Genomic DNA, 21,025 nt, shown 5'->3' with positions numbered 1-21,025 from the left:
ATCTGTCTTCGACCGGGGGACTATGCATGAATGATGGTTATGATATTTTCGGAAGTCGCTTCACTAAGCGCTTCATAACTCGGTTCGATTCAGTTAGAACAAGCTGTTTATCAAGTGTTTTCATGATGCGGTTCTCCATGACAATCTTTCCATTAATGATGGTTGTTTCGACATCAGCACGTGTAGCCGAATAAACAATCCGAGAGATCGTATCGACATCAAAGGATGGATAGGTGTGAAAATCATTTAAGTTTAAAATGGCAATATCCGCTTTTTTGCCTACTTCAAGACTCCCAATCTCATTCTCCAGCCCAATCGCCTTCGCTCCACCTAGTGTAGCCATACGAAAGACCGTTCTTGCATCCATTGACGTTGGACCGTGTAGTGGTTTTTGAATAAGGGCTGCGAGTCGCATTTCATTAAACATGTCGAGGTTGTTATTACATGGTGCACCATCCGCTCCAAGGCTTACCGCAATATCCTGACTTAAAAGATCTGGGATTTCCGCAAAACCAGAAGCTAACTTTAAGTTTGAGCCTGGACAATGTGTCACTTTTACGCCACGGTCTTTAAGAATTTTCTTCTCCTGCTCATCCAGCCAGACGCAGTGCGCTAAGATCAATCGTTCATTAGCCAGTCCTAAATGATCCAAGTACACCACATTTCGCATACCTGTCTCCGCTTGCACAATCTCAATCTCACCACGGTTTTCCGACGCATGTGTATGAACCTTAACCTGATAATGATCAGATAAGGATTGAACTTCTTTTAACAGAGGCTCTGTGCATGAAACAACAAACCTTGGTGTAAAGGCGTATTGAATTCGTCCTTGGTCATGGTTATGCCACTTCTCTAATAAATCAACGCTTTCCTGAATGGATTGCTGAGTGTTTTCTTGTAATGCTTTAGGGACTTCGGTTCCCTTATCCATCATGACCTTTCCGGCTAATGCACGAATGCCCGTTTGAGAGATCGCCTGAAAGGCTGAATCCGTATGATGGACCGTTTCCATATCAACAATCGAGGTGGTTCCACTTTGAATCAGCTCACCAATTCCAAGCATTGCTGAATAATAAATCGATTCTTCATCATGCGCCGCTTCGAGTGGCCAGATTCGTTTTTGCAACCAATCCATTAATTCTAGGTCATCCCCCTTACCACGGAAGGCTGTTTGACATAGATGGATATGAGTTTGAACAAATCCTGGGATCACTGTTCTGCCTCTGCCATCAATCACCTTGTCGGCACCTACATCCCCAAGGTCTGATCCAATGGCTTTAATCGTTGTTCCCTCAATTAGAAGGTCTCCTACAAACGATTCTTCATTCTTGTTCATCGTAATCAATTCTGCTTGCTTAATTAAAATGCTTCCCACTTTAATCACTCCTCACATTGAAATGAAAGAAGATTTGCCCACAAAAAATAGCTACAAAAATAGGGCAAACCTATTCTCGTAGCTAGGAAGTTTATGGCTCCTACTAGAAACCCCCAATCCATATTATTGGGGCTATACGATGATAACGACACTATGCAACTACTGCTATAGTGTAGTGCATACGAAGCGATCAGGCAAGATCATCGTCACATTACCTTACTGTCTAAAGTTTAAACAAACGTTTCATTGATTTCTGTGCACAGGTTCGTCACATTCATTGGTTTATCACCTGTTTCCCTTACTATGATGCTTGTCTCTTTTTAAGTGTGGTGGTTACAATAATAATGATCTTATCTGTTGGAGGCGGGTCATGGTTATCATTGTTCAATTATCAAATGTGTTTCTATATATTGCGTTTGCGATTGTGTCCGGATATTACATTCTGCAGATCTTGCCAGAAAGACTCCGGGTACACATTACGTTATCCAGACAAACGGTGGAAAGTATCCTTCTTTCCATACCGATCCTGCTTGCTGTACCGGTTGTGAATGTAATCAATACGCTGACAAGCCAATTTGGGGCAAAGTGGTCTGATGCCGTTACAACCGTTTTACTGACATACGCAGCTGGACAAGCATTAATTGCTTCCATTGTTGTTGTCGTTAGTATGTTCGTTATAAGTCGGATGAAAAAGCTATCGCCCCCAGTGGTTCATTACGCTCTTCTAGCAGGAGCCGTTCTTCTGATGACATGTGCAAGTTGGGCAAGCCACGGGACGTCCATCGCCGGTTGGATGGGGTTTGTTTCTACCTTTATCCATTTCATTAGTGTAGCTGCTTGGATTGGCCCATTATTTGTCATGGGTTGGTATGCACAAAACTTACCCGATAGCCAAACGCTTCATAAATGGTTCTCACCCGTTGCTGCTGGTGCGGTATTACTCCTGTCGCTTACAGGCTTTTTCTTACTGACGGAAGTCACTCAGGATTATTTTAATGGATGGCTGTTATCTTATGGTCAGCTTTTATTCATTAAACACATTCTGTATGTTCCACTTCTATTTTTCGGGCTTAGGCATTTAATTATGCTCAGTCTAAAGAAGCCTCGACTGACAGAGCCACAGTTAAAACTGTCTTTCCGTGCTGAATCTGTTATTGCACTATTTATCTTCGTTGTGACAGGGTTTATGTCTGAGCTTGAGCCCCCTCACGAAGTGTTGCGTACGCTACAAACTGAGCCCGTTAGCTGGATCACTCAGCTATTCATTCAAGAACCACTTTCTCAGTTTCAGTTGCTGTCCTTCTCACCTGGACCAATTGGGTTTGTATTTCTTTATCTATCTATTATTTTCTTTTTAGCTGGGCTGGCGATTTTATTGCTAACGCGCGGAACTTTTTTCTCTGCACTTATGATGGGGTTACTGGTCATTTCTTCATATATAGGTATCATGATGTCCCTTGCTCCTGGAGAAATCTATGTAGATAACACGTCGTATTCTGAGATAGAGGACGCCATCGCAGCGAGTCATCCTGAAGAAGCTGCTATTGATGTTCTTTGGGAAGATGTTGGTGTAGATGTTGCCTACGCAATCTATACGGTGGATAACACAGATCTCGGCTTAGAAAAACTGACCGTGAACCAAGAGAAGTTCACTCGCATCCCTTTAAGTGGACTTGTTTTAGAAGGTGGGTTTAGTCGTGCAAATACAAATGGAACGCAGACTCAACGTTTTGAAACAGGCACTTGGCATAACTCAAATTATAGATTTTCGTATGTAACCTTTGGATACACAGCACTTCCAGAGGCTACCGAAGCACGAATCATTTATTCTGGCGAAACCGTTACTACACCAATCGAAGACCAAACCTTTGTCTCGATCACAGACAGCGATGAGAGCTGGTATGAAACCCATACGGTGGAAATCCTTAATGAAAGTGGCGATGTGCTCGACTCATTTGAGCTTGATTCAATGAGTGGCGGGTTTCACCATTAATACACAAAAACGTTCTGCACCCTAACGGATGCAGAACGTTTTTTTATGAAACAAGAGCTTCTTGTTCTTCTTTTAAACGAAGACCAAGATATTTCGCTACCTCTAGCATGCCGAATACGCCAGCTTTCTCCTCGGCTTCTGAGTTGTAGTTTGTGTTTGTATTAATGTCATACGTATACAGATTCCCTTCTTGATCACGAATGCACTCAATTCCGGCAATCTGAACGCCATTTGCTTTTAATACCTCAGCATATTGACTGAGGACAGGCTCGTTAAAGCTTGGATCAATTTGGAACTTCGCATTTGGTTCTTCCCCAACGGGACAAAATAAGTCTTCAATCGAGCAGGCATCTGCTGGGCATAGCTCAAAGCCTTCAGACGTATCCACTCTCACCGCATACACAAATTCTCCCCCTACAAACTCACAACGCGTAATATATGGCTCCGGTGCCTGAATGTATTGCTGTAGTAACGTAATTCCGTCGACTGGCTCTTCAAAGGTATCACTTTCAAGATATGCTTGGAGTGCCTGCTTGTCCTGAAACAATTGGACACCAAGCCCTTTTCCGGCACGATTATGCTTCGTAATAAAAGCTTGTCCCTCAAAGGTATCCGCAGCCTGTAGGATTTGATCTTTACCAACAGCGGCCACTGTTTTTGGTGTACGTACGCCGAATTTCTCAAGCTCCATATATTGAACGACCTTACTCACCTCAAGCTGTAGCGCCCGGCTATTATTAATCACCGTCCGCCCATGACGTTCCAGCCACGAAAGCACTGCTGCCGCAAGCTCAGGCGCATACCGGTGACCTCGTGTGTGAGAAGAAGCACTCATACGAGAATAAAAGATGCCTTCAGGAGGAGCCTCGTTTAAGTTAATGGCTCCACTGCCTAAATGCCAATCCTCATAGGGAAGCCCCAACTCTTCCAATCTGTTAAATAAGTGAACGGTCCACTCCTGATTTTCATGAATCACGTAGATCTTTTTCATATTAGATTGTCTCCTTTGTTTGCTTTCTCAGTTGTTCAACAACTGGCATCACGTCGCGGGCGAAGCGTTCCATTTCCTCATATTGCGGCGAGCATTGTAAGAGTACTAGATCAAGCCCTGCCTCTTCGTACTCAAGAATTCGTTTGGCAATCATCTCTGGTGTCCCAATCAATTCAGGTCGTAAACCACGGTTGGAAACCGAGTAATCCTGTAGCTTAATTTGCTGTTCAAGCTGCGATTTGCTTGTAAAATCATCGTACCCCGCATAGGCATCCGATTCCTTCACATCGGTAATCCGAGCGAGCTCAGCCTGGGCCTCTTCTTCTGTATCGCGGCAAATAACGTAAGCCGCCATCCCAAAACGTGAAAATGGCGTGTGCCCCGTTTTCTTACGGCGTTCCTTCATATCAGTAATCTTCGCGCGAATCTCTTCCACCGTACCACCATGCATGACGTAGGCGTCACATTTTTCAGCGATGGTTGTTTTGCCCTGCTCACTCTCACCACCTGCATAAAGAATGGGGTTCGGACGCTGAACAGGCTTTGGTGAAAGCTTCGTATCCTTTAGCTGATAGTAGGTTCCATTGTACGTGAAGGATTCCTCGGTCCATAGCCCTTTTAATACATCAATGAACTCCTCGGTTCGAGCATAGCGCTCATCATGCTCTGTGAATACACCGCCATATTGACGCGCCTCCTCAGCCCACCAAGCAGACACAACATTTAACGTAAATCGGCCGTTACTAATCTGGTCAATATTCGCCGCCATCTTTGCCGTCGTCGCCGGATTATGGAAACCCGGACGAATGGCTGTCATAAGTTCTATTTTAGAGGTAACCGCAGCAAGCGCCGCAGCCGTGGTCCATGCCTCCAGTACATCTTCACCAGGACCTTTTATATCGTTTAAATAGAGCTCAGCAAGGAGAGTGGTATCATATCCCCAGTCCTCCGCTGCTTGAACGACTTTCTTTGCATATTCAAAGGTTGCCGGCATCTGCTCATCATGAACATTGCGTAACCATCCTCCAAAAATAGGTAGCCAAAACCCATACTTCATCTATTACGCCCCCACTCTCTATAATAAAAAACACCTCTTCTGTAAGAAGACGTGTGCGTACTCCTTATCTATCAGAATGATCTCCATTCTGCTGGATTTGGCACCTGAATAAATAATCGGTTGCCGGGCTTCGTAGGGCCAGTCCCTCTGCCTCTCTTGATAAGATATATGAATGTATATTAATTTTATCAGATTACTCAGAAACTCTCAAACATTGAGAGTTAAGATGCGTTCTCTCGCGTCTTATGACGAATGGAACGAAAGATTAGATAAAAGATGATTATCCCAAGAAGAATAACCACTACTGATTTGATTGGAGTTGGTTCTCCGATCATGTTCTGCAATAGATCACCTGGGGTGAAAGGAACGCCGATCCACCTTAAGATTCCTATCACTAAAAATGAGAGCAATAACCCTAGAATAAACTGCCTCACAGGGTTGCACCCCCTCTTATTAATTCAGAAAATAGATTATATTCAGTTTATCAAGGATTAATGAGTTTGAAAAGGATGAGGATGCGTAATGCATTGATTTGATTAGTTAACGCTCTAATTTAATTGGCTAACGCTCCACTTCTCCCCCTCACCCCAAAAAAAAAAACAGCAAGCATCCGAAGATACTTACTGCTTGGCTGCGGCTTCTGCTGCTGCCATGTCCATATGAAAGAACTCCCACAGATGGCCGTCGATGTCTGCGAAGCTCCATCCATACATGAATCCGTGATCCTGTGGTTCATTATACGTTCCCGCCCCTGCAGCGAATGCGCGGTTCACAACTTCGTCTACTTCTTCGCGACTATCCAGCGAGAGCGCGACGATGGCTTCAGAGTGGGTGCTTGTGTTTGGGATTTCTTTTTTAGTAAACGATGTGTAGCGGTCTTCTTCCAGGAGCATTACAAAGATCGTTTCGTTAACCACCATACACGTTGCGCTTTCATCTTCAAATTGTTCATTAAATGTAAAGCCTACCTCTGTAAAAAAGGCCTTTGATTTCTGAAGATCTTTGACTGGGAGATTCACAAAGATTTGTCTAGCATTCATATTCATCCGTCACCCTACTCTCTTCCGTTTTCCCCTTATTATTCGCTTTCTTTTTCCTTGTTCCTGCTTTCTTGTTGTTCTCTTTTGCTGTGTATTCAAAAAAACTTGGGACGTCATACGTGTTCACTTTGTCAATGGATTCCATCACCTTCATCTTGATTTCTTGTTCAACGTCTTCCCGGTACTGCCAAGGGATGTGACGAATGCTTTTCTTAATCTTTGGTTCCATTTTTTGAATGAGATCTTTTTTTGTGTTACTCATGCTTGTCCTCCTGATTGATAGCTGATCTCAATTTTGCAAGAGCTCTTGTCGCAATTTGAGAGATATTCTGCGGCGTGCTTCCAAACCTCTTAGCAATTACTCTATGGCTGAGTCCACCCACAAAGTAAAGGTTGAGTACTTGCTTCTGCTTGTCCGAGAGAGCGAGAAAATGCTTGTATAGTAAAGGGTTCTCAATGACTTGCTCCAAATCGCTCCCTCCCTCGGTAACAAGACTCTCGACACTAGGACCCTCCGATTCTAATACATCGTGAAGATAGAGTGAGTGATCATCTGAAAGCGGTTGGTCCATCACATAGGAATGTCTTGCAAAGTGTCGCCTATAGCGTTTGCTTACATCAATGGAGTAATAGTGAATGAGTTGAGATAGGTATTTTACTAATCGCAGCTCCATATAAAAGCTTCGAAAGCTTTCATTCACAGCCTCTCTATTTTTTGGTGTTGGTTCTACAATACTCTCTATTAACAGATTCATGTGTTGTTCCTCTTCAAGAAACGCACGTATAACAGGTGCGTTCAATGCTTTTTCATAGGTTGCGACAAACTCTCTGACCTCAATTGATTCCTTATAGGCACGTTGGTTTACTAACTCCATTAAACATACCTCCTTTCTCTTTAAAGAGATGACAAGCAATAAATAATCAATGTTCTATAAAATAAATAAGAACTTATGTTCTCATTATACACAGAAAAAGCGAATATATGTTCTTATCAATTTGGGAAATAAGTTGATTTTTTTTTCGTGGAGATCTCTTTATATAGTAGCTTCTCTTAAAGGGGTGAAAAGATGGGAACTATGCCTGAATGGACGATGCTGCTTGCGAACGTCGGATTTCCAAGTGCTGTTGCCTTGTATCTATTGTTTCGTTTTGAAAAGCAAATCACCGCACAGACGCTAGCCATTGAAGACCTGACTAGGAAGCTTGCAACAAAAAAAGAGGAGGACGAGTAACATGAACATCATCCAAGATTTTATTCCAACGAGTAACTCAAACCGACCGGGGACAAGCCTCACCCCTACCTACATCACCGTGCACGAAACAGCCAACACCAGCCCGGGAGCAGACGCAGAGACGCATTCTCGCTATGTAAAAGGGGCCGATGCCCAAAGTCGCCAAGTCTCTTGGCACTATACAGTCGATGACTCTGTTATCTATCAGCACCTGCCAACAAATGAAGTTGGCTGGCACGCAGGTTCTAGTGGGAACAGCCAGTCAATCGGAATTGAACTTTGCGTGAATAGAGATGGCGATTTTACCGCAACACGCCAAAGAGCGATTGAACTCATCCAAAGTATGATGAATCAGTTAAACATCCCACTTTCGCGTGTGGTCAGTCATCAGCATTGGACAGGCAAGAACTGCCCGGCTAATCTATTAAGTGTATGGAATAGCTTCATTCAAGAGGTTGGTGGCAGTAGTAACGACTCAATCGGAACGGTTCGGGTGCTCGCGTCCTCTCTTTGGGTGTACAATCGACCTGATTGGAACGCCCGCTATCAGACTGTGAGCCGCGATGAGGTCTTTACCTTTGTTCGCGAATTAGTAGTGAATGGTTCAAAGATGTACGAGCTCCGCAGTGGTCTCTTTATCACTGGCAATACACAATATGTACAGTTCCAACCTAACTAAATAACAAAAAGAAACTCGACATCCTCTCTGGGTGTCGAGTTTCTCCTTTATATCGTTAGTATCGGTTCGTCTAATCCTTTTTGGTAAAAAGTAAGTGTGCCTTCCTTTTCCTCAACTGAAAAATACGCGTCCCAATCTGAATCGTAGCAATCGTCCGACGTTCCATACACCGCAACTGCTTGAATATGTGTTCCTGGTTCTAATGTACTCACAACGGTTGGAATACTGGTTCGTGGCTTCATGATGTTTGTATTTATGTTTGGATACACCAGCTTCACCTCTCCTGTTCCATACAGACGCTTGATTCCACTTGTTCCACCACTATACGAATAGAGCGCTTTGCCCTCTCCCACGATGGATGATCCATTTTCCCCTTCATCAACTCCAACAGCAAATCCACCTTCTGCAGCGGTTAGTGGCCTAGCTGTTTGAATCCGGTGAACTCGTAAATGACACGGAAGACCAGGCACAATCCATGTTTCTACTGTGACGTCCTTCCATGGCTGCCAATCCATTTTGATTAATGAGTTTGAGAGTTGAATCGTTGTGGACGAGCGTTTCACTCTAAAAAGTTGGTCCTGCTCGCTTAATGCAAGCATCGAATCAAAAGCACCCTGCTCCATTCCCCATTCTGCCCGGGGAACACTAAACCCAAAGTGACTCGAGTAGACAAACTTCTCATACTTGGCAGAGGTATGAGTATGGTCATTTGTCCTTAGGTGACCTGCATTAAACATGGCTGCGTGCCCCTTATGCCGAGTCAGCACTTTGTTTGCTTCAGCTTGTGCGTGAACTTCTGTTAACGTTGGCATTTCCTGTTCGTCCGTCTTCCAAAATGGATGATCATCTGAAAGCGCCAGAAATAAGAACGTTTTGAGTGCCCAGTACGGTGAGCCCGGGGAATTATAGTTTTCCGACATCCCTAGATTCGGATACTCGTACCCAATCGTCAATACACCTCTTGCATCGAAAATCGGTCGGTCCATCCACTCACGAAGATGACGAAACAATAGACCTTTTATCTCCCCAAGTGTATAAGGAGCAACATCTACCTCCGCATAAACAATCGCACTCCAGAACGCAGCCTGGGCAAAACGATACGTCATACTGCGACCATACGGAATCGCACGTCCATCGTCTGCAAACCAGTAGATAAAATCCTTGGCAAAACGTTTAGCCCTTTCTTTATAGAGACTGGCTCGTTCGGGATCATCCTCCTCCATTACCTTTGCATAAAAAAGGCTATAAAAATGAATCGCAAATGGGACGTAATAGTCACGATGCGCATCTTCTCCGTCAGCATACCAGCCATTTCCCAGATAAAAAGCCTCCATCCGTTCAAGTGAATCATCAATCGTTTGCTGGCAATACGGTGCGCCAACTTGCTTTAACCCCAACTGAACAAGAACCGGGAAGAACAGCCAGTTGCAGTCATGACATTTGTATTTACTACTTTGGGACAGCCATGCAACAAGATGATCTCGCTCCTTGTTTGTTAGCTTCCCCCAAAGCTGATCTGGCATTAAACAAAGCGCATAGCCGTACACGGACATTTCTACCAGCATCTGATGATAATCAGTCAGCTTTCCCCAATATTCAGAGTGGTTCGGGTCCGTTCCGTTCCTAACACCTTCAACGAGTCGGTCGAGATAGGGAGGATGACTGCCACCAGCTACGAGTGGAGCCACTCCCCAGAATAGCCTAGAGAATGCTTCCATATGAGCTGTTTTTGAGCCGTATGATGCTCCTGTCTCTCCTAAATGAATTCCTGCATGACCTTCTTTTAACTCAGCCATCACAGGATCAACCATTTCAAGAAGCCACTTCTCAGCATCTGCTTTCGTTGCACCCATTTGAAGACTTTCACGTTTCATATGATCACCCTTCCATTCAATTGATTTCTTCTATTGTAAACCCTTACAATAGAAGAAAAGTACCCTTTTAGGGCAGATTGGAGGAGCTTTTTATGAAAAAATCCTTATTCACAGATGTTTATGGAGAACCCATTTCACCTAATCGAATTCAGCTGAAGATCCAGCAGTCTTCCTTCCTGCAAATTTGGGTTAAAGACCTCTCCACCTATGCGCAATCTGTTTTACATACGCCAATGCCTGAACTAGACTATGATTCATTTAACGCTTATTTTATAAATGGAGATCGCGACCCGTATCAACAGCTTTACTTTGAAAGGCGCAAGCGTCTTACCACCTTTTCAATTCTGTCATACCTCTATCCAGATCACCTGGAGTACCGTACGCATCTTCACTCAACCATATGGGCCATTTGTGGTGAATGGACGTGGTGTTTGCCTGCCCATCTTAGACAAGACTCAGCATTTGAGAAGTCTGATCATAATTTAGAAGCTCATCAACAAATTGATTTATTTGCCGCCGAGACAGCCTTTTCTTTAGCGGAAATTTTAACAATGTTCGAAGATACACTGCCCGTTCTAATCAAGCATAGAATAAACTACGAAACTCGCAGAAGGGTGCTTGAGCCCTTTCAAAAAGTGGAACAACCGTGGGAGCAGGCTACTCATAATTGGTCAGCTGTATGCGCTGGTTCGATTGGTGCATGTGCGATGTACTTAATGGATTCCGAAGAAGAACGTCAATTGATTCTTGATAGATGTGTTAAAAGCGTCTCTTACTTTGTGTTGGGGTTAACAGATGAAGGCGTGTGTCAGGAGGGCTATCATTATTGGCAGTATGGGTTCGGGTACTTTATCTACTTTGCGGATTTACTAAAAAAGCAGACAGAAGGTAAGATCGATCTACTTGCGCTTCCTAAATTAAACGAAACCGCTCAATTTCAAGAAAAGGTCTTTATGGGCGAGAATACAGTCGCTAACTTCTCAGATGCGTTAGAAATGGCCTCACCACTTCTTGGTCTTAGCCATTATCTGCATACTCATTTCAAGCAAATACACCTTCCCAGGACGAGTGATTGCGCTACATTTGATTCAGACCCATGCTACCGTTTTGCTCCTGCCATTCGTCATTTTATTTGGTATGACGAAACGAAAGATGGCGGGGTATGGCCCACTCACACAAGCTACTTTTTCGAGGCACAGTGGTACCTCTCAACCTTTGAATATAAGAATCAAATAACTGGCGTAGCCCTAAAAGGTGGACATAACGATGAGCCTCACAACCATAATGATCTGGGACAGTTCATGATCTATGTGAATGGGGTGTCTATGTTATCAGACATCGGGGCGGGACATTACATAAAAGCTTCCTTCAGTACGGACCGATATCACATGCTCTCAAACGGATCACACGGCCATTCCGTCCCTCTCATTGGGGGGTGTGTTCAACAGCAAGGTGCTGATGCATGTGCCAGGGTTCTTTCCTTTCATAATCAAGGTCAACAGAGCGAATTTCAACTAGACCTAACCAATGCATACTCCGTTCCTTCTTTGCAGTCGTTTACTCGAAAATGGGAGATAGATAGGGAGCTCGGGTGTGTTCGTTTGATAGATTCATTCATACTTACGGCACCGGATTCTATTATCGAACGATTTGTGAGTCTAGCAGAGAACGTTCAAGTTGAACCCGGTAAAATCACCATTGCTCAAGGTGATTCAACTCTTTATGTAACGTTTGATCAAGAGTTGACTCCAACCATAAAAAAAGAGAAGATAGTAGATCACTTTGGGATTATGAAAGAACTTAGTCTGATTGATTTTAGTTTCGAAAAAATAATAGGAGCATTTTCATTTACGTGTCAGTTTAACTTGGAGTAACTACTCTAACCGATAAAACGGCAGACTAATCAATAAGTAGACGCAGACAAACAGAGATACATACAACAACACCTCTACTAATGAATCGACTACTATTCCCGTTATAATTCCACTTAGTGCTGCTAGTGGCAGTAGAAAATAGTTTTGAAGCCTCTGTGTAGAAGTGGTTGTGTAATTTCGTTTTTTACAATGTGTACACTTTACTGAACGCCAATTGGAAAGGATGATTTTCCACATCGGTACATCTCGATTGCAATGACTACACGTTCGATACATCGCAGTAAGCTCCCTCCTAATTAAACCCAATTAATTTAGCATTACCCTCTTTATCTGCTAGAAAAACAAAAAAGAGTGAGGCACTCGCGCCTCACTCTTTTTCATGCTTTTCTTACTCAAAATAATTAAACTTTCCTTCATCAATGGCTGCTTGCTTCTCGTCTAATATTTGTTGGTAGCCAGCATTTAAATACCGCTCCTTGGCCGCTTCGTAATTCTCATCAAACTTATCTTCAGGCCCCATGACGACCATTAGATAAAGTTCTTGGAATAATGCATTCAAGTCAGCTTGATAATCATTTTGACTATCTATGACTACTGTGAATAAAGGATCTTGTATAGAATACTCCCTTGTTTCATCTTGATACTTAAACATATCATCAACAATATATTCGAAACCTGGAGGTGACCAGAAGCTTTCCATTGCTTTACGTGTTAATTCTTCAGTCTCAAAATAAGGGGCTTCCGTTACAAGTGCCCAATAATCCTTGTTATTGTTCATTGATAGAGCTGATTCACCATTGAATTCTGTTTCAATGATTGGGATTCCATCTGAATCTAATGTATAGTTCTCACCTTCTATCCCATTCTGCAAGAAAAATAGGTTTTCAGGCTGACTCATCCATTCTAGGTACAACCATACAGCCACTCTTTCTTCTTCAGTGGCGGATTCATTGATTCCCATGATTAAGCCAAATGGCCAATTTGCTCGACCTTGTGGTACGCCTCCTTCTGGAATTTCAGCATATGGTGGGAGTACAGCGAATTCAGCTTCTGGATTATTTTGTAGTGTAGATGTATAAAGATCCGTATTATAAGAAATGTACTCTCCCACTATACCTGTACGACCTGCTACAAACTCCGATTTTATTTGGTTCGCATCTGTACGAAGGTAAAATTCCTTATCTATTAGGCCATTATGGTACCGATAACTTAAATTCTTAAGCCAACGTTCTGTATCTTCCGTTGTAAAATCAGCTACCATTAGGTCTGAATAAAGCGCACGGTATTCTGGATCAATTGGCCAGTCCCGGAAAGCATAATTATAGTTAAAAATATTAGCCGTTAATCCTCCACCCATCGTACCAAGTCCTGCATCCTTCCACTTCTCTGCCATTTCATTTAGCTTTTCAAGTGACGTTAAATCCTCCACTTTCATACCCACTTGTTCAACCCAATCCTTACGAATAACGGTTGTATAATTACTGACATCTGGTCGATCAGCAAAGAAGAACATGTTTTGATCATCTACAACACCAAATTGTTCATTCGTCTCTTTTAGATTTTCCCAATATGTCGGCGCATACTTAGCCAGTTCGTCTGTATCAAGCGGCTGCAACACATCACTGTCATAGTAAGCCAACGCTTGTGGCATATCATAATGGAAAATAACATCAGGTGCGTTTCCTGCTGCTAATAGCTGTTGAAAGTCCGTTACCTCACTAGCTCTTGCTATCGGAACAAAATTGACAGAGATGTTGTGTTCATCCCCAAATTCTTCTTGAATCCAACGAGTATAAAAATTATCAGATACATTCCAGCCTTCAAAAGCTCGATCATAAACAGGAATACTTAACTCAACCGTATCTGTAAACTTCATCTCATCGTCAGGTAAATTCGTTCCATCATCGTTTTGTTTAGGATCATTCGCAGCGTCATTTGAACATGCAACTAAAAGCCCTCCCAAAGCCAAAACAGTAAAAGTACTCAACCATTTACTTTTCATAGTTATCCCCCATCTTTATTATTCTTTGACAGATCCAATCATGACGCCTTTCACAAAATACTTTTGTACAAATGGATAGATACAAAGGATTGGTAATGTCGCGAAAATGACAACAGCCGCTCTCAGCGTTTCAGGACTACTTGTTTGTACAAGGGTTAATTCGGTTTGAAAGCTCTCGCTGGCTTGAACAACCAGATAATATAATTTCAACTGTAGGGGGCGCAATTCCGTTTCATATCTGATGTAGAATAACGCATCTTGATAGCTGTTCCAACGACCTACAGCATAGAAAAGTGAAAGTGTGGCAATGATCGGCTTAATCAGTGGCAAAACGATACTCCACAAAATCCGAAAATGTCCGGCTCCGTCCATACGTGCTGATTCTTCTAAACTAGCAGGTACAATACTTTGGATAGATGTTTTTAAGATGAGTAGATTGAATGCACTAAAAGCGCCTGGAAGAACAAGCGACCATATCGTATCAAGCATGCCTAACTTATTTACGAGTAGATAGTCAGGTATAATTCCACCAGTAAAGTACAGAGTGATCATGAACAACAATGTGATTGTTGTACGACCTTTTAATTGTTTTCTCGATAGTGGATAGGCTGCACAAATCGTAATAATCATGCCGATTACCGTAAACAAAACCGTAATAAGAACGCTTACATAAAGAGACTGTAATATGCTCTTATCAGTTAATATTTGTGTGTATGCATCAAGCGTAAACCCTTTAGGCCAAAGGAAGATATTATTTGCAACAACGTATGCATCACTACTTAACGATTTAACAAGAACATGTACAAAAGGAAGTAAACAAGTTAGAGAAATAACAATTAGAATGAGACGAATGACAAGTTCCCAAATATCAAAACGTTTACGCTTGCCCATCTTGCTCTTATTAATTGCGTTCATACTCCCCCCTCTTTCGTCTTAATCATTTTTTCTGTGATTGAAATGTAAAACGTTCCTTATAGCAGCCCATCTTCTCCCATCTTTTTAGCTATTCTATCTGAAGCTAACACAAGGATAAGTCCAATAACGGCTTGAAAGAGACCAAGTGCAGTAGCTCGACTAAAATCTCCATTTTCGAGTCCCCAACGGTACACCAAGATAGGAATGGTTGTAGTGAATTCTGTTGAAGCCATATTCTGTAGAGCAAAAACCCTTTCGAATGACCCCCCCATCACATTTCCCAAACTTAAAATTAAGAGAACAACAATTGTAGGTCGAATGCATGGTAACGTAACATGCCACATTTTTCTCCATCTACCTGCACCATCGACGGTTGCAGCCTCGTATAATTCTGGGTTTACGCCACTCATTGCAGCAAGATAAATAATCGTTCCCCACCCCATCCCTTGCCATACACCGATCGCTAGATAACTAACTAGCCAATGTACATCCTCTTGAAGAAAGGGGATACGACTTCCTCCTAGCTGCTCTATAAGGTTGTTAACCATGCCGCTTCCAAGGCCAAGTAATTGATAAGCAAGAGCACCAATGATGACCCATGATAAAAAGTGAGGTAAATAAAGAACAGTTTGGTTTACTCTTTTAAATACTTTTCCCGTGACCTCATTGAGAAGTAAAGCCAACATAATGGGTACTGTAAAACTTAAGATTAAATCAGAGACATTCAGTAATAACGTATTACGGACCGCTTTTGCAAATTCTGGTCTATTAAACAGATCAACAAATATATCAAAACCGACCCATTCGCTAGCCCAAAATCCCTTTATAATGTTGTAATCCTTAAAAGCAATGAGTAGTCCTGATAAGGGCATATATTTAAAGATAAATGCAAACAGGACAGGCAATAAGAGTAATACATACAGTTGCCAATCTCTCTTTAAAAAATAGACTAATTTCTTTCGATCACCCTTTATTGGTTTAAGATTTTTATGAATCAATTCATGTTTCGTATCTTTCGTTTTCAACCATACACCCCCCTTAAATCCAGTTTTTTTTGATACAGATTTAATTACTAGATTCTCGTAATCTACGTTCAACCAGTTATTACGCAAATCATAGTTAATGATTATTCAAATTACTTTTGAATAGACCTTAGTCCGTAAGATATATCTAAAAGAAATAATCAGTTTTGCTTTTGGAATTCCGAAATTAAGTAACTGAGCCCTTCCAACAATTTACAAACACAAAAAAAGAGTGAGGCACCGCGCCTCACTCTTTCTCCTGTTTTTCTTTTAACAACTGAATGATCTGCTCGTTCTGTTCTTCCGTTCGTTTCAGGCTTTTTTCAATGTTGTTTGAGCTGATAAAGAAGACAATCATAAAGATAAAGAATAAGATCTCAATCATACTGGCACCTACTATACCTTTTCTTTAAGTATAATCTATTTTCTTCCATCAGCACACAACATTATCGGTTAAACATCGCGCGCAGATCCACATCCTCACGTTTTTCTTGTGGTGCTTCGAACATCGGTCTTGGACCAAAGCGGAAGATGCCGGCAAAGATGTTGCCTGGGAACGTAGACACTTCTGTATTGTAGCGACCGACTGATTGGTTATAGGAATGACGCGCAGCTTGAATGTTCTCTTCAATATTTGTAATGGAACGCTGCAAGTGCTTATACGCTTCACTAAATTTAATATCCGGATATCGCTCCGCTTGCGCCATAAATGCCGGGATCTGGCGGTTCATATTGTTGTGCGCTTTTACCTTTTCATCTACATTTGTCGCATCAATGATTTGCTGCCTTAATCCGATGACACCTTGAAGGACTTGGTTTTCGTCCTCCACATGCTGGCGTGTAACATCCACCAGTTTAGACAGCTCATCTACACGGCGCATTAAGATAGCATCTAGATTCGCAAAGACATTATCAACATGAATGTTATATCGTTGAAACTTATTGTAGTATACGATGGCGACACCTATGATGGATGCTAACATAATACCTACAACAATAAGAATGATTGTACCCATTTTCCTCTCTCCTTTTCTATTCCTTATTCCAGATACGTAAGTTCAGATTTAACTCGTCAACAAGCTCCATCGCCCGGTTCAGATCCTCGTAATATTCGATAAAGAGCTCTTTATCGATTGGCTCATGTAAGTTAAATTCAAAGTGTTTTCTTCCTGTATGTAGCATAAAGTACATCTTCCCATCCAAGAAGGAAAAGTAGCTTTTTGCATGCTCTAAAGGGGCAACAAACGCCTTTTGAGTTGTTCTGCCATGGCGTTTTCGATTGACGATCAGATCCACTCCCTCTTTTAACGTGTCCAATAATTCAGCACGATGATTGACCCGGTTTTTTCGTTGTTTAGTAGAGAAATCCAGTAACCGCCTCATAAAGGCAGGAGTTAAAATATAGCGTGCTTTCGTTTCATCAGACGATTTAACCGTAAATGTCTCATCAAATTCCAAATCCATCGTCTCCACTGGTTGCAGGATCGCTTCATCTTCTTTTGTAAACAACTGAGCGAGAAAGCTCTTTTCCTTTTCCTTTGGTACCACTGTTGTGAGTCCGTGAAAGTCTTTATTAAAGTCAGCGACAAAAAATAGCCCTTGAAACACAGAGTATGCCTTTCGGTCGAGGTTACCCTCTCGATCTCTAGAGACCATGACCTTCTCTGCCGTTACCTCAGACAGTTCAACCTCCGTACCTGACTCTTCATTTCCTATTCGGCCAACTATATAGTCGCTGCTCTTGTAGGTTGAAAACTCATCCGCAAAAATATGAGCATTAATAAATTTGTAGCGGGAGACGCCACTGTTTGATCTATACGCAAAGGATGAATGCATAAATCGAACGGTTTTTCCTAGCACTTCTTCTTTTAAACGAGAGGCAAGGGCATCTCGCTTTCTGTTGAATGCATCGTATCTCTTTTTAACCATTGGAGCGAGTGCAAAGAGACCAACTGGAAGGATCAGAAGAAAAGAAAAATCAATAATAGCCATGACAATCGCTACAAGAAGGGCAGGAATCCAATACTTCTTAACAAGCTTTTTAAATGGATCAACCATCTTCATTCTCTCAGCTTCAAGCTCTTTGACGATCTGTTTTAATTCCTGATCGTAAAATGCCTCAAACTCCTCGGGCGACTTAGAGAAACGCTCAAGCATATAGTCGTCTTTAAACTGTAGGCTACTCATGCTTCCTCCTTATACGAGTATTCAGGTCATTTCGTTTCATTTATTCCAAATACGTAAGTTTAAGTTCAAGTCATCAACAAGCTGCATGGCCCGGTTAATGTCCTGATAATATTCCTTGAACATCTTCTCATCAATTTTCTGATGGATGTTTGATTCAAAATGAGTCTGATTGGTATGTAGCATAAAATACATCTTCCCATCCAGGAAGGTAAAGTAGCTTTTTGCGCGTTTGAAGGGTTTGGGGTGTTTCTTCGGTACAAGTCGACCATTCATTTGATTCATCCCTTGCCTTGCCGCTTCTTTTTTCCGGTATTTTGCATTCGATTTGTTCGAACGCTGTTGACTTGCAAACTCCATGAGTCTTTTTTTAAAAGCTGGCGTTAAAATATACCTGGCCTTTGTTTCATCTGTTGTTTTCACTGTGAATGTCTTATCAAACTCGAGGTCCATCGTCTCCATCTCTTTTAAAATCTCTTCATCACGCTTTGTGAAAAATCTGGAGAACCAGCTTGGTCTTCTTTCCTTAGGTACGATGGTTGTGAGACCCTCAAACTCCTTGTTAAAATCAGCGACAAAAAACAACCCTTGAAAAGCGGCCTCTCTCCAACGGCGTACTCGCTTGCGGTGTTCATATGTCACTAATTTGTCGGCTGTGACCTCCGAGAAAAAGAGACGTGTCCGTTCATTCCCCTCCCCGACATCGCCTTCAACAAAATCGTTTCCTCCATAATAATCAAACGCATCTGCAAAAATATGCGCATCGACAAAATGCTTGGAAGCGACAAAATAGGTTGGTTTATACACAAAATTCGGGTTCATAAAATGGATCGTTTTCTTTAGTAGCTCTTCTTTGATCTGACTCTTGAGCAGACGTTCTTCTTTCTGAAATTTCATTTCTTTGCTGATGCCAAAGAACAGACAGTAGAAGATCCACGCTCCAGGAATAGCCAAGAAGTACGTCCATTCCAAGAAATAATAGATATAGACCGCTGCTGCAATCGTCAGCATCAGTAGGATCCAATACGGACGTCGATGGGCACGAAGCAACTGCAGCCGTTTCTCCTCTAATTCCTCAGCTAAATGATGCAAATCATCTTTGTAAAAAGCTTCGAATTCCTCTTCTGATTTTGAAAACCGTTCCAAATCATACGCATCCTGAAATTGCTTCATCCTTCCACTCCTTTCCACAAATCTCGCTCTTTTTATTGTGAAGGCTACAATTGACCATTGCATGAGGAATGAGTATGATTTCACTGGTTTTTTCCAACAGGACTTATTTCCTTATCCCATTTAAGTTAGATATAAACATGTTTTTACAAGTACCTACAAAAAGAACTGAAGCATTTGCTTCAGCTCAATATTTAATCAAATAAAGAATTTGTCTTAATTTATCGCATGGGTTTAAAAATGTAGTTATATATGAGAGGATGCAACTATAGCTAACGCATAGCTATAATTGGAGTTGACCGAATGTTTTCTTTAACAAGAAACGTTGATGGTTCAACGGAGACCTTAAAGGACTCAAGCAGTCAATTGGATAAAACCTTTAATACCTTCTCTGAAGCATCTTTGCTAGCGAAGAAATTAAACTGAGTCACAAACGAACGACTACACTGGGAAGTTCATGAAATAATTGAACCCGTCATATAAGATAAAAAAACAGGTGACTGCCTGTTTTTTTATTTTGCTCTTTTATCGTACTGGAACGGACTTTAAAACCGATTAAGTAATTATAAGAACATATCAGTAAGTGACTAGATTGACACTCTTGTGTCACGATTGAGTCACCTTTACCAATTAGACTTATGGATAAATATAAGTTTAAGGAGAAAACATGACTACTACTATAAAACGCAATTGGATGGTGCTGTTTCTTTTCTTTTATCTACTTTTAACACTCTATTTTCTATTTTTTGGATTTGGGAGATTAAATCTAAGTCGTTCGATGAGTTACAATTTGTTTTTAGAACCGATTCCTTTAGCTTTCCCTAATGGATCTACTTTTTTTATATGGCTATTTAATATGGGTAATTTTTTAGCATTCATTCCTTTTGGAGTGATGATTCCTCTTTTGTTTCGATCGACATATAGTAAGTTTATTCTTTTATTCATCCTATCTATTACAATCGTTGAACTCGTACAATTACTGTCAGGACTTGGAGCTTTTGATATCAATGATATTATTATAAATACCTTAGGAGCGAGCATCGGATACTTATCACAACGAATCATTCCTAAACACCACAAACGAACGAGTAAAGACACGATAAAAATCTTTATTTCAGCAGTTGTTACCTCTCTTTTAACAATATCTTTAGTTTCTACGTTTAACGATTATCTTGAAAGAGAAGGTCCTTATATTCCGTTAAGCGAAGCACCTGACCTTCACTTCAATCTTAAATTAGAAGACCATTATCGATTCACAGAAAACATAGCAACAATTGAGTTCTTAGATACTCATTATGATGAACTAAGGGGAAGCGCTACTTTAGCAAATATGGATAAATTACCGGAGAGAATAGATCTTTCATTTATCGCTACTGAAGAAGAAATATATAGCATAAGTTTCCTTTCAGATAATTATGAGACAGAAGATACGACATTCCAATTACCTATAGCAGGAATTAGTGAATTAGAAATAAGAGTCACCGATGAAACTGGAGAATCTATTCCGTTTGCTGTTATATTAAAGGATATAGAGTTGTCAGAAATGAATATGGGTCAAAACATCTTTTATGAACTAAATAAAGGGATTTCATCTATTCTAAATTAAGATGAAGCCCA

The 21,025-nt window shown here is 41.4% G+C and carries 22 protein-coding genes and 2 riboswitches; of the genes, 6 read left to right on the top strand and 16 right to left on the bottom strand.

Translation table 11 applies throughout. From position 1 onward, the window contains the following. Positions 1–37: 37 nt before the first annotated feature. Complete coding sequence (locus NSQ54_01500) at positions 38–1,375, bottom strand: 5'-deoxyadenosine deaminase (protein WYP26819.1); 1,338 nt, start codon at positions 1,373–1,375, stop codon at positions 38–40. A gap of 59 nt (positions 1,376–1,434) precedes the next feature. Beyond that, positions 1,435–1,535: riboswitch (purine riboswitch) on the bottom strand. A gap of 210 nt (positions 1,536–1,745) precedes the next feature. Here NSQ54_01500 and NSQ54_01495 point away from each other — a divergent pair. Beyond that, complete coding sequence (locus tag NSQ54_01495) at positions 1,746–3,368, top strand: copper resistance D family protein (protein ID WYP26818.1); 1,623 nt, start codon at positions 1,746–1,748, stop codon at positions 3,366–3,368. A 43-nt stretch (positions 3,369–3,411) separates the two neighbouring features. Here the strand turns inward: NSQ54_01495 and NSQ54_01490 are convergent, their stop codons facing one another. The 6 genes from NSQ54_01490 to NSQ54_01465 all read right to left on the bottom strand — a co-directional run bounded on the left by NSQ54_01490 (position 3,412) and on the right by NSQ54_01465 (position 7,331). Continuing rightward, positions 3,412–4,359, bottom strand: coding sequence for an alpha-L-glutamate ligase (locus tag NSQ54_01490; protein ID WYP26817.1), 948 nt, complete (start codon positions 4,357–4,359; stop codon positions 3,412–3,414). Position 4,360: 1 nt separating this feature from the next. Next, positions 4,361–5,416 (bottom strand): LLM class flavin-dependent oxidoreductase, encoded by a 1,056-nt coding sequence (locus NSQ54_01485; GenBank protein ID WYP26816.1) that lies wholly within the window; start codon positions 5,414–5,416, stop codon positions 4,361–4,363. Between the two features lie 61 nt (positions 5,417–5,477). Then, positions 5,478–5,582: riboswitch (SAM riboswitch) on the bottom strand. 55 nt (positions 5,583–5,637) lie between these two features. Then, positions 5,638–5,850, bottom strand: a complete 213-nt coding sequence (locus NSQ54_01480) for a hypothetical protein (protein WYP26815.1) — start codon at positions 5,848–5,850, stop codon at positions 5,638–5,640. Between the two features lie 186 nt (positions 5,851–6,036). Further along, the gene (locus NSQ54_01475) at positions 6,037–6,462 is read right to left on the bottom strand and encodes a VOC family protein (protein WYP26814.1); all 426 of its coding nucleotides are present in this window, start codon (positions 6,460–6,462) and stop codon (positions 6,037–6,039) included. Next, a complete protein-coding gene (locus NSQ54_01470; GenBank protein ID WYP26813.1) occupies positions 6,446–6,718 on the bottom strand; it encodes a hypothetical protein in 273 nt (90 codons plus the stop codon). Before NSQ54_01470 ends, NSQ54_01475 begins: the two co-directional genes overlap by 17 nt. Further along, complete coding sequence (locus NSQ54_01465) at positions 6,711–7,331, bottom strand: sigma-70 family RNA polymerase sigma factor (protein ID WYP26812.1); 621 nt, start codon at positions 7,329–7,331, stop codon at positions 6,711–6,713. Before NSQ54_01465 ends, NSQ54_01470 begins: the two co-directional genes overlap by 8 nt. A gap of 192 nt (positions 7,332–7,523) precedes the next feature. Here NSQ54_01465 and NSQ54_01460 point away from each other — a divergent pair, with 192 nt between their 5' ends. Both NSQ54_01460 and NSQ54_01455 read left to right on the top strand, forming a co-directional pair. Beyond that, a complete protein-coding gene (locus tag NSQ54_01460; GenBank protein ID WYP26811.1) occupies positions 7,524–7,688 on the top strand; it encodes a YvrJ family protein in 165 nt (54 codons plus the stop codon). A gap of 1 nt (position 7,689) precedes the next feature. Further along, the gene (locus NSQ54_01455; GenBank protein ID WYP26810.1) at positions 7,690–8,367 is read left to right on the top strand and encodes an N-acetylmuramoyl-L-alanine amidase; all 678 of its coding nucleotides are present in this window, start codon (positions 7,690–7,692) and stop codon (positions 8,365–8,367) included. A gap of 47 nt (positions 8,368–8,414) precedes the next feature. On the opposite strand, the gene NSQ54_01450 is transcribed toward NSQ54_01455, so the two are convergent. Beyond that, positions 8,415–10,241, bottom strand: a complete 1,827-nt coding sequence (locus tag NSQ54_01450; protein ID WYP26809.1) for a DUF2264 domain-containing protein — start codon at positions 10,239–10,241, stop codon at positions 8,415–8,417. 92 nt (positions 10,242–10,333) lie between these two features. Here NSQ54_01450 and NSQ54_01445 point away from each other — a divergent pair, with 92 nt between their 5' ends. Further along, positions 10,334–12,115, top strand: coding sequence for a heparinase II/III family protein (locus NSQ54_01445; protein ID WYP26808.1), 1,782 nt, complete (start codon positions 10,334–10,336; stop codon positions 12,113–12,115). Here the strand turns inward: NSQ54_01445 and NSQ54_01440 are convergent, their stop codons facing one another. The 8 genes from NSQ54_01440 to NSQ54_01405 form a co-directional block, all read right to left on the bottom strand. Then, positions 12,116–12,391 (bottom strand): hypothetical protein, encoded by a 276-nt coding sequence (locus tag NSQ54_01440; GenBank protein ID WYP26807.1) that lies wholly within the window; start codon positions 12,389–12,391, stop codon positions 12,116–12,118. It abuts the gene before it with no gap. A gap of 112 nt (positions 12,392–12,503) precedes the next feature. Further along, entirely contained in the window at positions 12,504–14,117 is a 1,614-nt protein-coding gene (locus NSQ54_01435; GenBank protein WYP26806.1) for an extracellular solute-binding protein, read from the bottom strand. A gap of 18 nt (positions 14,118–14,135) precedes the next feature. Then, complete coding sequence (locus NSQ54_01430; protein ID WYP26805.1) at positions 14,136–15,032, bottom strand: carbohydrate ABC transporter permease; 897 nt, start codon at positions 15,030–15,032, stop codon at positions 14,136–14,138. A gap of 56 nt (positions 15,033–15,088) precedes the next feature. Beyond that, positions 15,089–16,030, bottom strand: a complete 942-nt coding sequence (locus NSQ54_01425; protein ID WYP28474.1) for an ABC transporter permease subunit — start codon at positions 16,028–16,030, stop codon at positions 15,089–15,091. Between the two features lie 271 nt (positions 16,031–16,301). Beyond that, positions 16,302–16,439 carry a hypothetical protein gene (locus NSQ54_01420; protein ID WYP26804.1) on the bottom strand — a complete coding sequence of 46 codons (138 nt, stop codon included), beginning with the start codon at positions 16,437–16,439 and terminating at the stop codon, positions 16,302–16,304. A gap of 61 nt (positions 16,440–16,500) precedes the next feature. Then, the gene (locus NSQ54_01415) at positions 16,501–17,070 is read right to left on the bottom strand and encodes a LemA family protein (GenBank protein ID WYP26803.1); all 570 of its coding nucleotides are present in this window, start codon (positions 17,068–17,070) and stop codon (positions 16,501–16,503) included. Positions 17,071–17,086: 16 nt separating this feature from the next. After that, positions 17,087–18,241 carry a DUF3137 domain-containing protein gene (locus NSQ54_01410; protein WYP26802.1) on the bottom strand — a complete coding sequence of 385 codons (1,155 nt, stop codon included), beginning with the start codon at positions 18,239–18,241 and terminating at the stop codon, positions 17,087–17,089. 36 nt (positions 18,242–18,277) lie between these two features. Continuing rightward, a complete protein-coding gene (locus tag NSQ54_01405) occupies positions 18,278–19,411 on the bottom strand; it encodes a DUF3137 domain-containing protein (protein ID WYP26801.1) in 1,134 nt (377 codons plus the stop codon). Between the two features lie 300 nt (positions 19,412–19,711). On the opposite strand from NSQ54_01405, the gene NSQ54_01400 reads away from it, so the two are divergent. Then, positions 19,712–19,834, top strand: a complete 123-nt coding sequence (locus NSQ54_01400; GenBank protein ID WYP26800.1) for a hypothetical protein — start codon at positions 19,712–19,714, stop codon at positions 19,832–19,834. Positions 19,835–20,075: 241 nt separating this feature from the next. Next, positions 20,076–21,014 carry a VanZ family protein gene (locus tag NSQ54_01395; protein ID WYP26799.1) on the top strand — a complete coding sequence of 313 codons (939 nt, stop codon included), beginning with the start codon at positions 20,076–20,078 and terminating at the stop codon, positions 21,012–21,014. The last annotated feature ends 11 nt before the right edge of the window (positions 21,015–21,025 follow it).

Origin of the sequence: Alkalihalobacillus sp. FSL W8-0930, from assembly GCA_037965595.1 — a bacterium.
Taxonomy (GTDB): Bacteria; Bacillota; Bacilli; order Bacillales; family Bacillaceae_D; genus Alkalicoccobacillus.
This window is presented reverse-complemented; position numbering and strand designations above follow the sequence as displayed.

Bases quoted from the DNA above. Each gene is read 5' to 3' on its own strand.
- NSQ54_01485 (WYP26816.1), bottom strand. From the start codon at position 5,416: ATGAAGTATGGGTTTTGGCTACCTATTTTTGGAGGATGGTTACGCAAT.
- NSQ54_01450 (WYP26809.1), bottom strand. From the start codon at position 10,241: ATGAAACGTGAAAGTCTTCAAATGGGTGCAACGAAAGCAGATGCTGAG.
- NSQ54_01430 (WYP26805.1), bottom strand. From the start codon at position 15,032: ATGAACGCAATTAATAAGAGCAAGATGGGCAAGCGTAAACGTTTTGAT.
- NSQ54_01440 (WYP26807.1), bottom strand. From the start codon at position 12,391: ATGTATCGAACGTGTAGTCATTGCAATCGAGATGTACCGATGTGGAAA.
- NSQ54_01455 (WYP26810.1), top strand. From the start codon at position 7,690: ATGAACATCATCCAAGATTTTATTCCAACGAGTAACTCAAACCGACCG.
- NSQ54_01460 (WYP26811.1), top strand. From the start codon at position 7,524: ATGGGAACTATGCCTGAATGGACGATGCTGCTTGCGAACGTCGGATTT.
- NSQ54_01445 (WYP26808.1), top strand. From the start codon at position 10,334: ATGAAAAAATCCTTATTCACAGATGTTTATGGAGAACCCATTTCACCT.
- NSQ54_01400 (WYP26800.1), top strand. From the start codon at position 19,712: ATGTTTTCTTTAACAAGAAACGTTGATGGTTCAACGGAGACCTTAAAG.
- NSQ54_01410 (WYP26802.1), bottom strand. From the start codon at position 18,241: ATGAGTAGCCTACAGTTTAAAGACGACTATATGCTTGAGCGTTTCTCT.
- NSQ54_01475 (WYP26814.1), bottom strand. From the start codon at position 6,462: ATGAATATGAATGCTAGACAAATCTTTGTGAATCTCCCAGTCAAAGAT.
- NSQ54_01415 (WYP26803.1), bottom strand. From the start codon at position 17,070: ATGGGTACAATCATTCTTATTGTTGTAGGTATTATGTTAGCATCCATC.
- NSQ54_01470 (WYP26813.1), bottom strand. From the start codon at position 6,718: ATGAGTAACACAAAAAAAGATCTCATTCAAAAAATGGAACCAAAGATT.
- NSQ54_01420 (WYP26804.1), bottom strand. From the start codon at position 16,439: ATGATTGAGATCTTATTCTTTATCTTTATGATTGTCTTCTTTATCAGC.
- NSQ54_01435 (WYP26806.1), bottom strand. From the start codon at position 14,117: ATGAAAAGTAAATGGTTGAGTACTTTTACTGTTTTGGCTTTGGGAGGG.
- NSQ54_01395 (WYP26799.1), top strand. From the start codon at position 20,076: ATGACTACTACTATAAAACGCAATTGGATGGTGCTGTTTCTTTTCTTT.
- NSQ54_01465 (WYP26812.1), bottom strand. From the start codon at position 7,331: ATGGAGTTAGTAAACCAACGTGCCTATAAGGAATCAATTGAGGTCAGA.
- NSQ54_01495 (WYP26818.1), top strand. From the start codon at position 1,746: ATGGTTATCATTGTTCAATTATCAAATGTGTTTCTATATATTGCGTTT.
- NSQ54_01490 (WYP26817.1), bottom strand. From the start codon at position 4,359: ATGAAAAAGATCTACGTGATTCATGAAAATCAGGAGTGGACCGTTCAC.
- NSQ54_01405 (WYP26801.1), bottom strand. From the start codon at position 19,411: ATGAAGCAATTTCAGGATGCGTATGATTTGGAACGGTTTTCAAAATCA.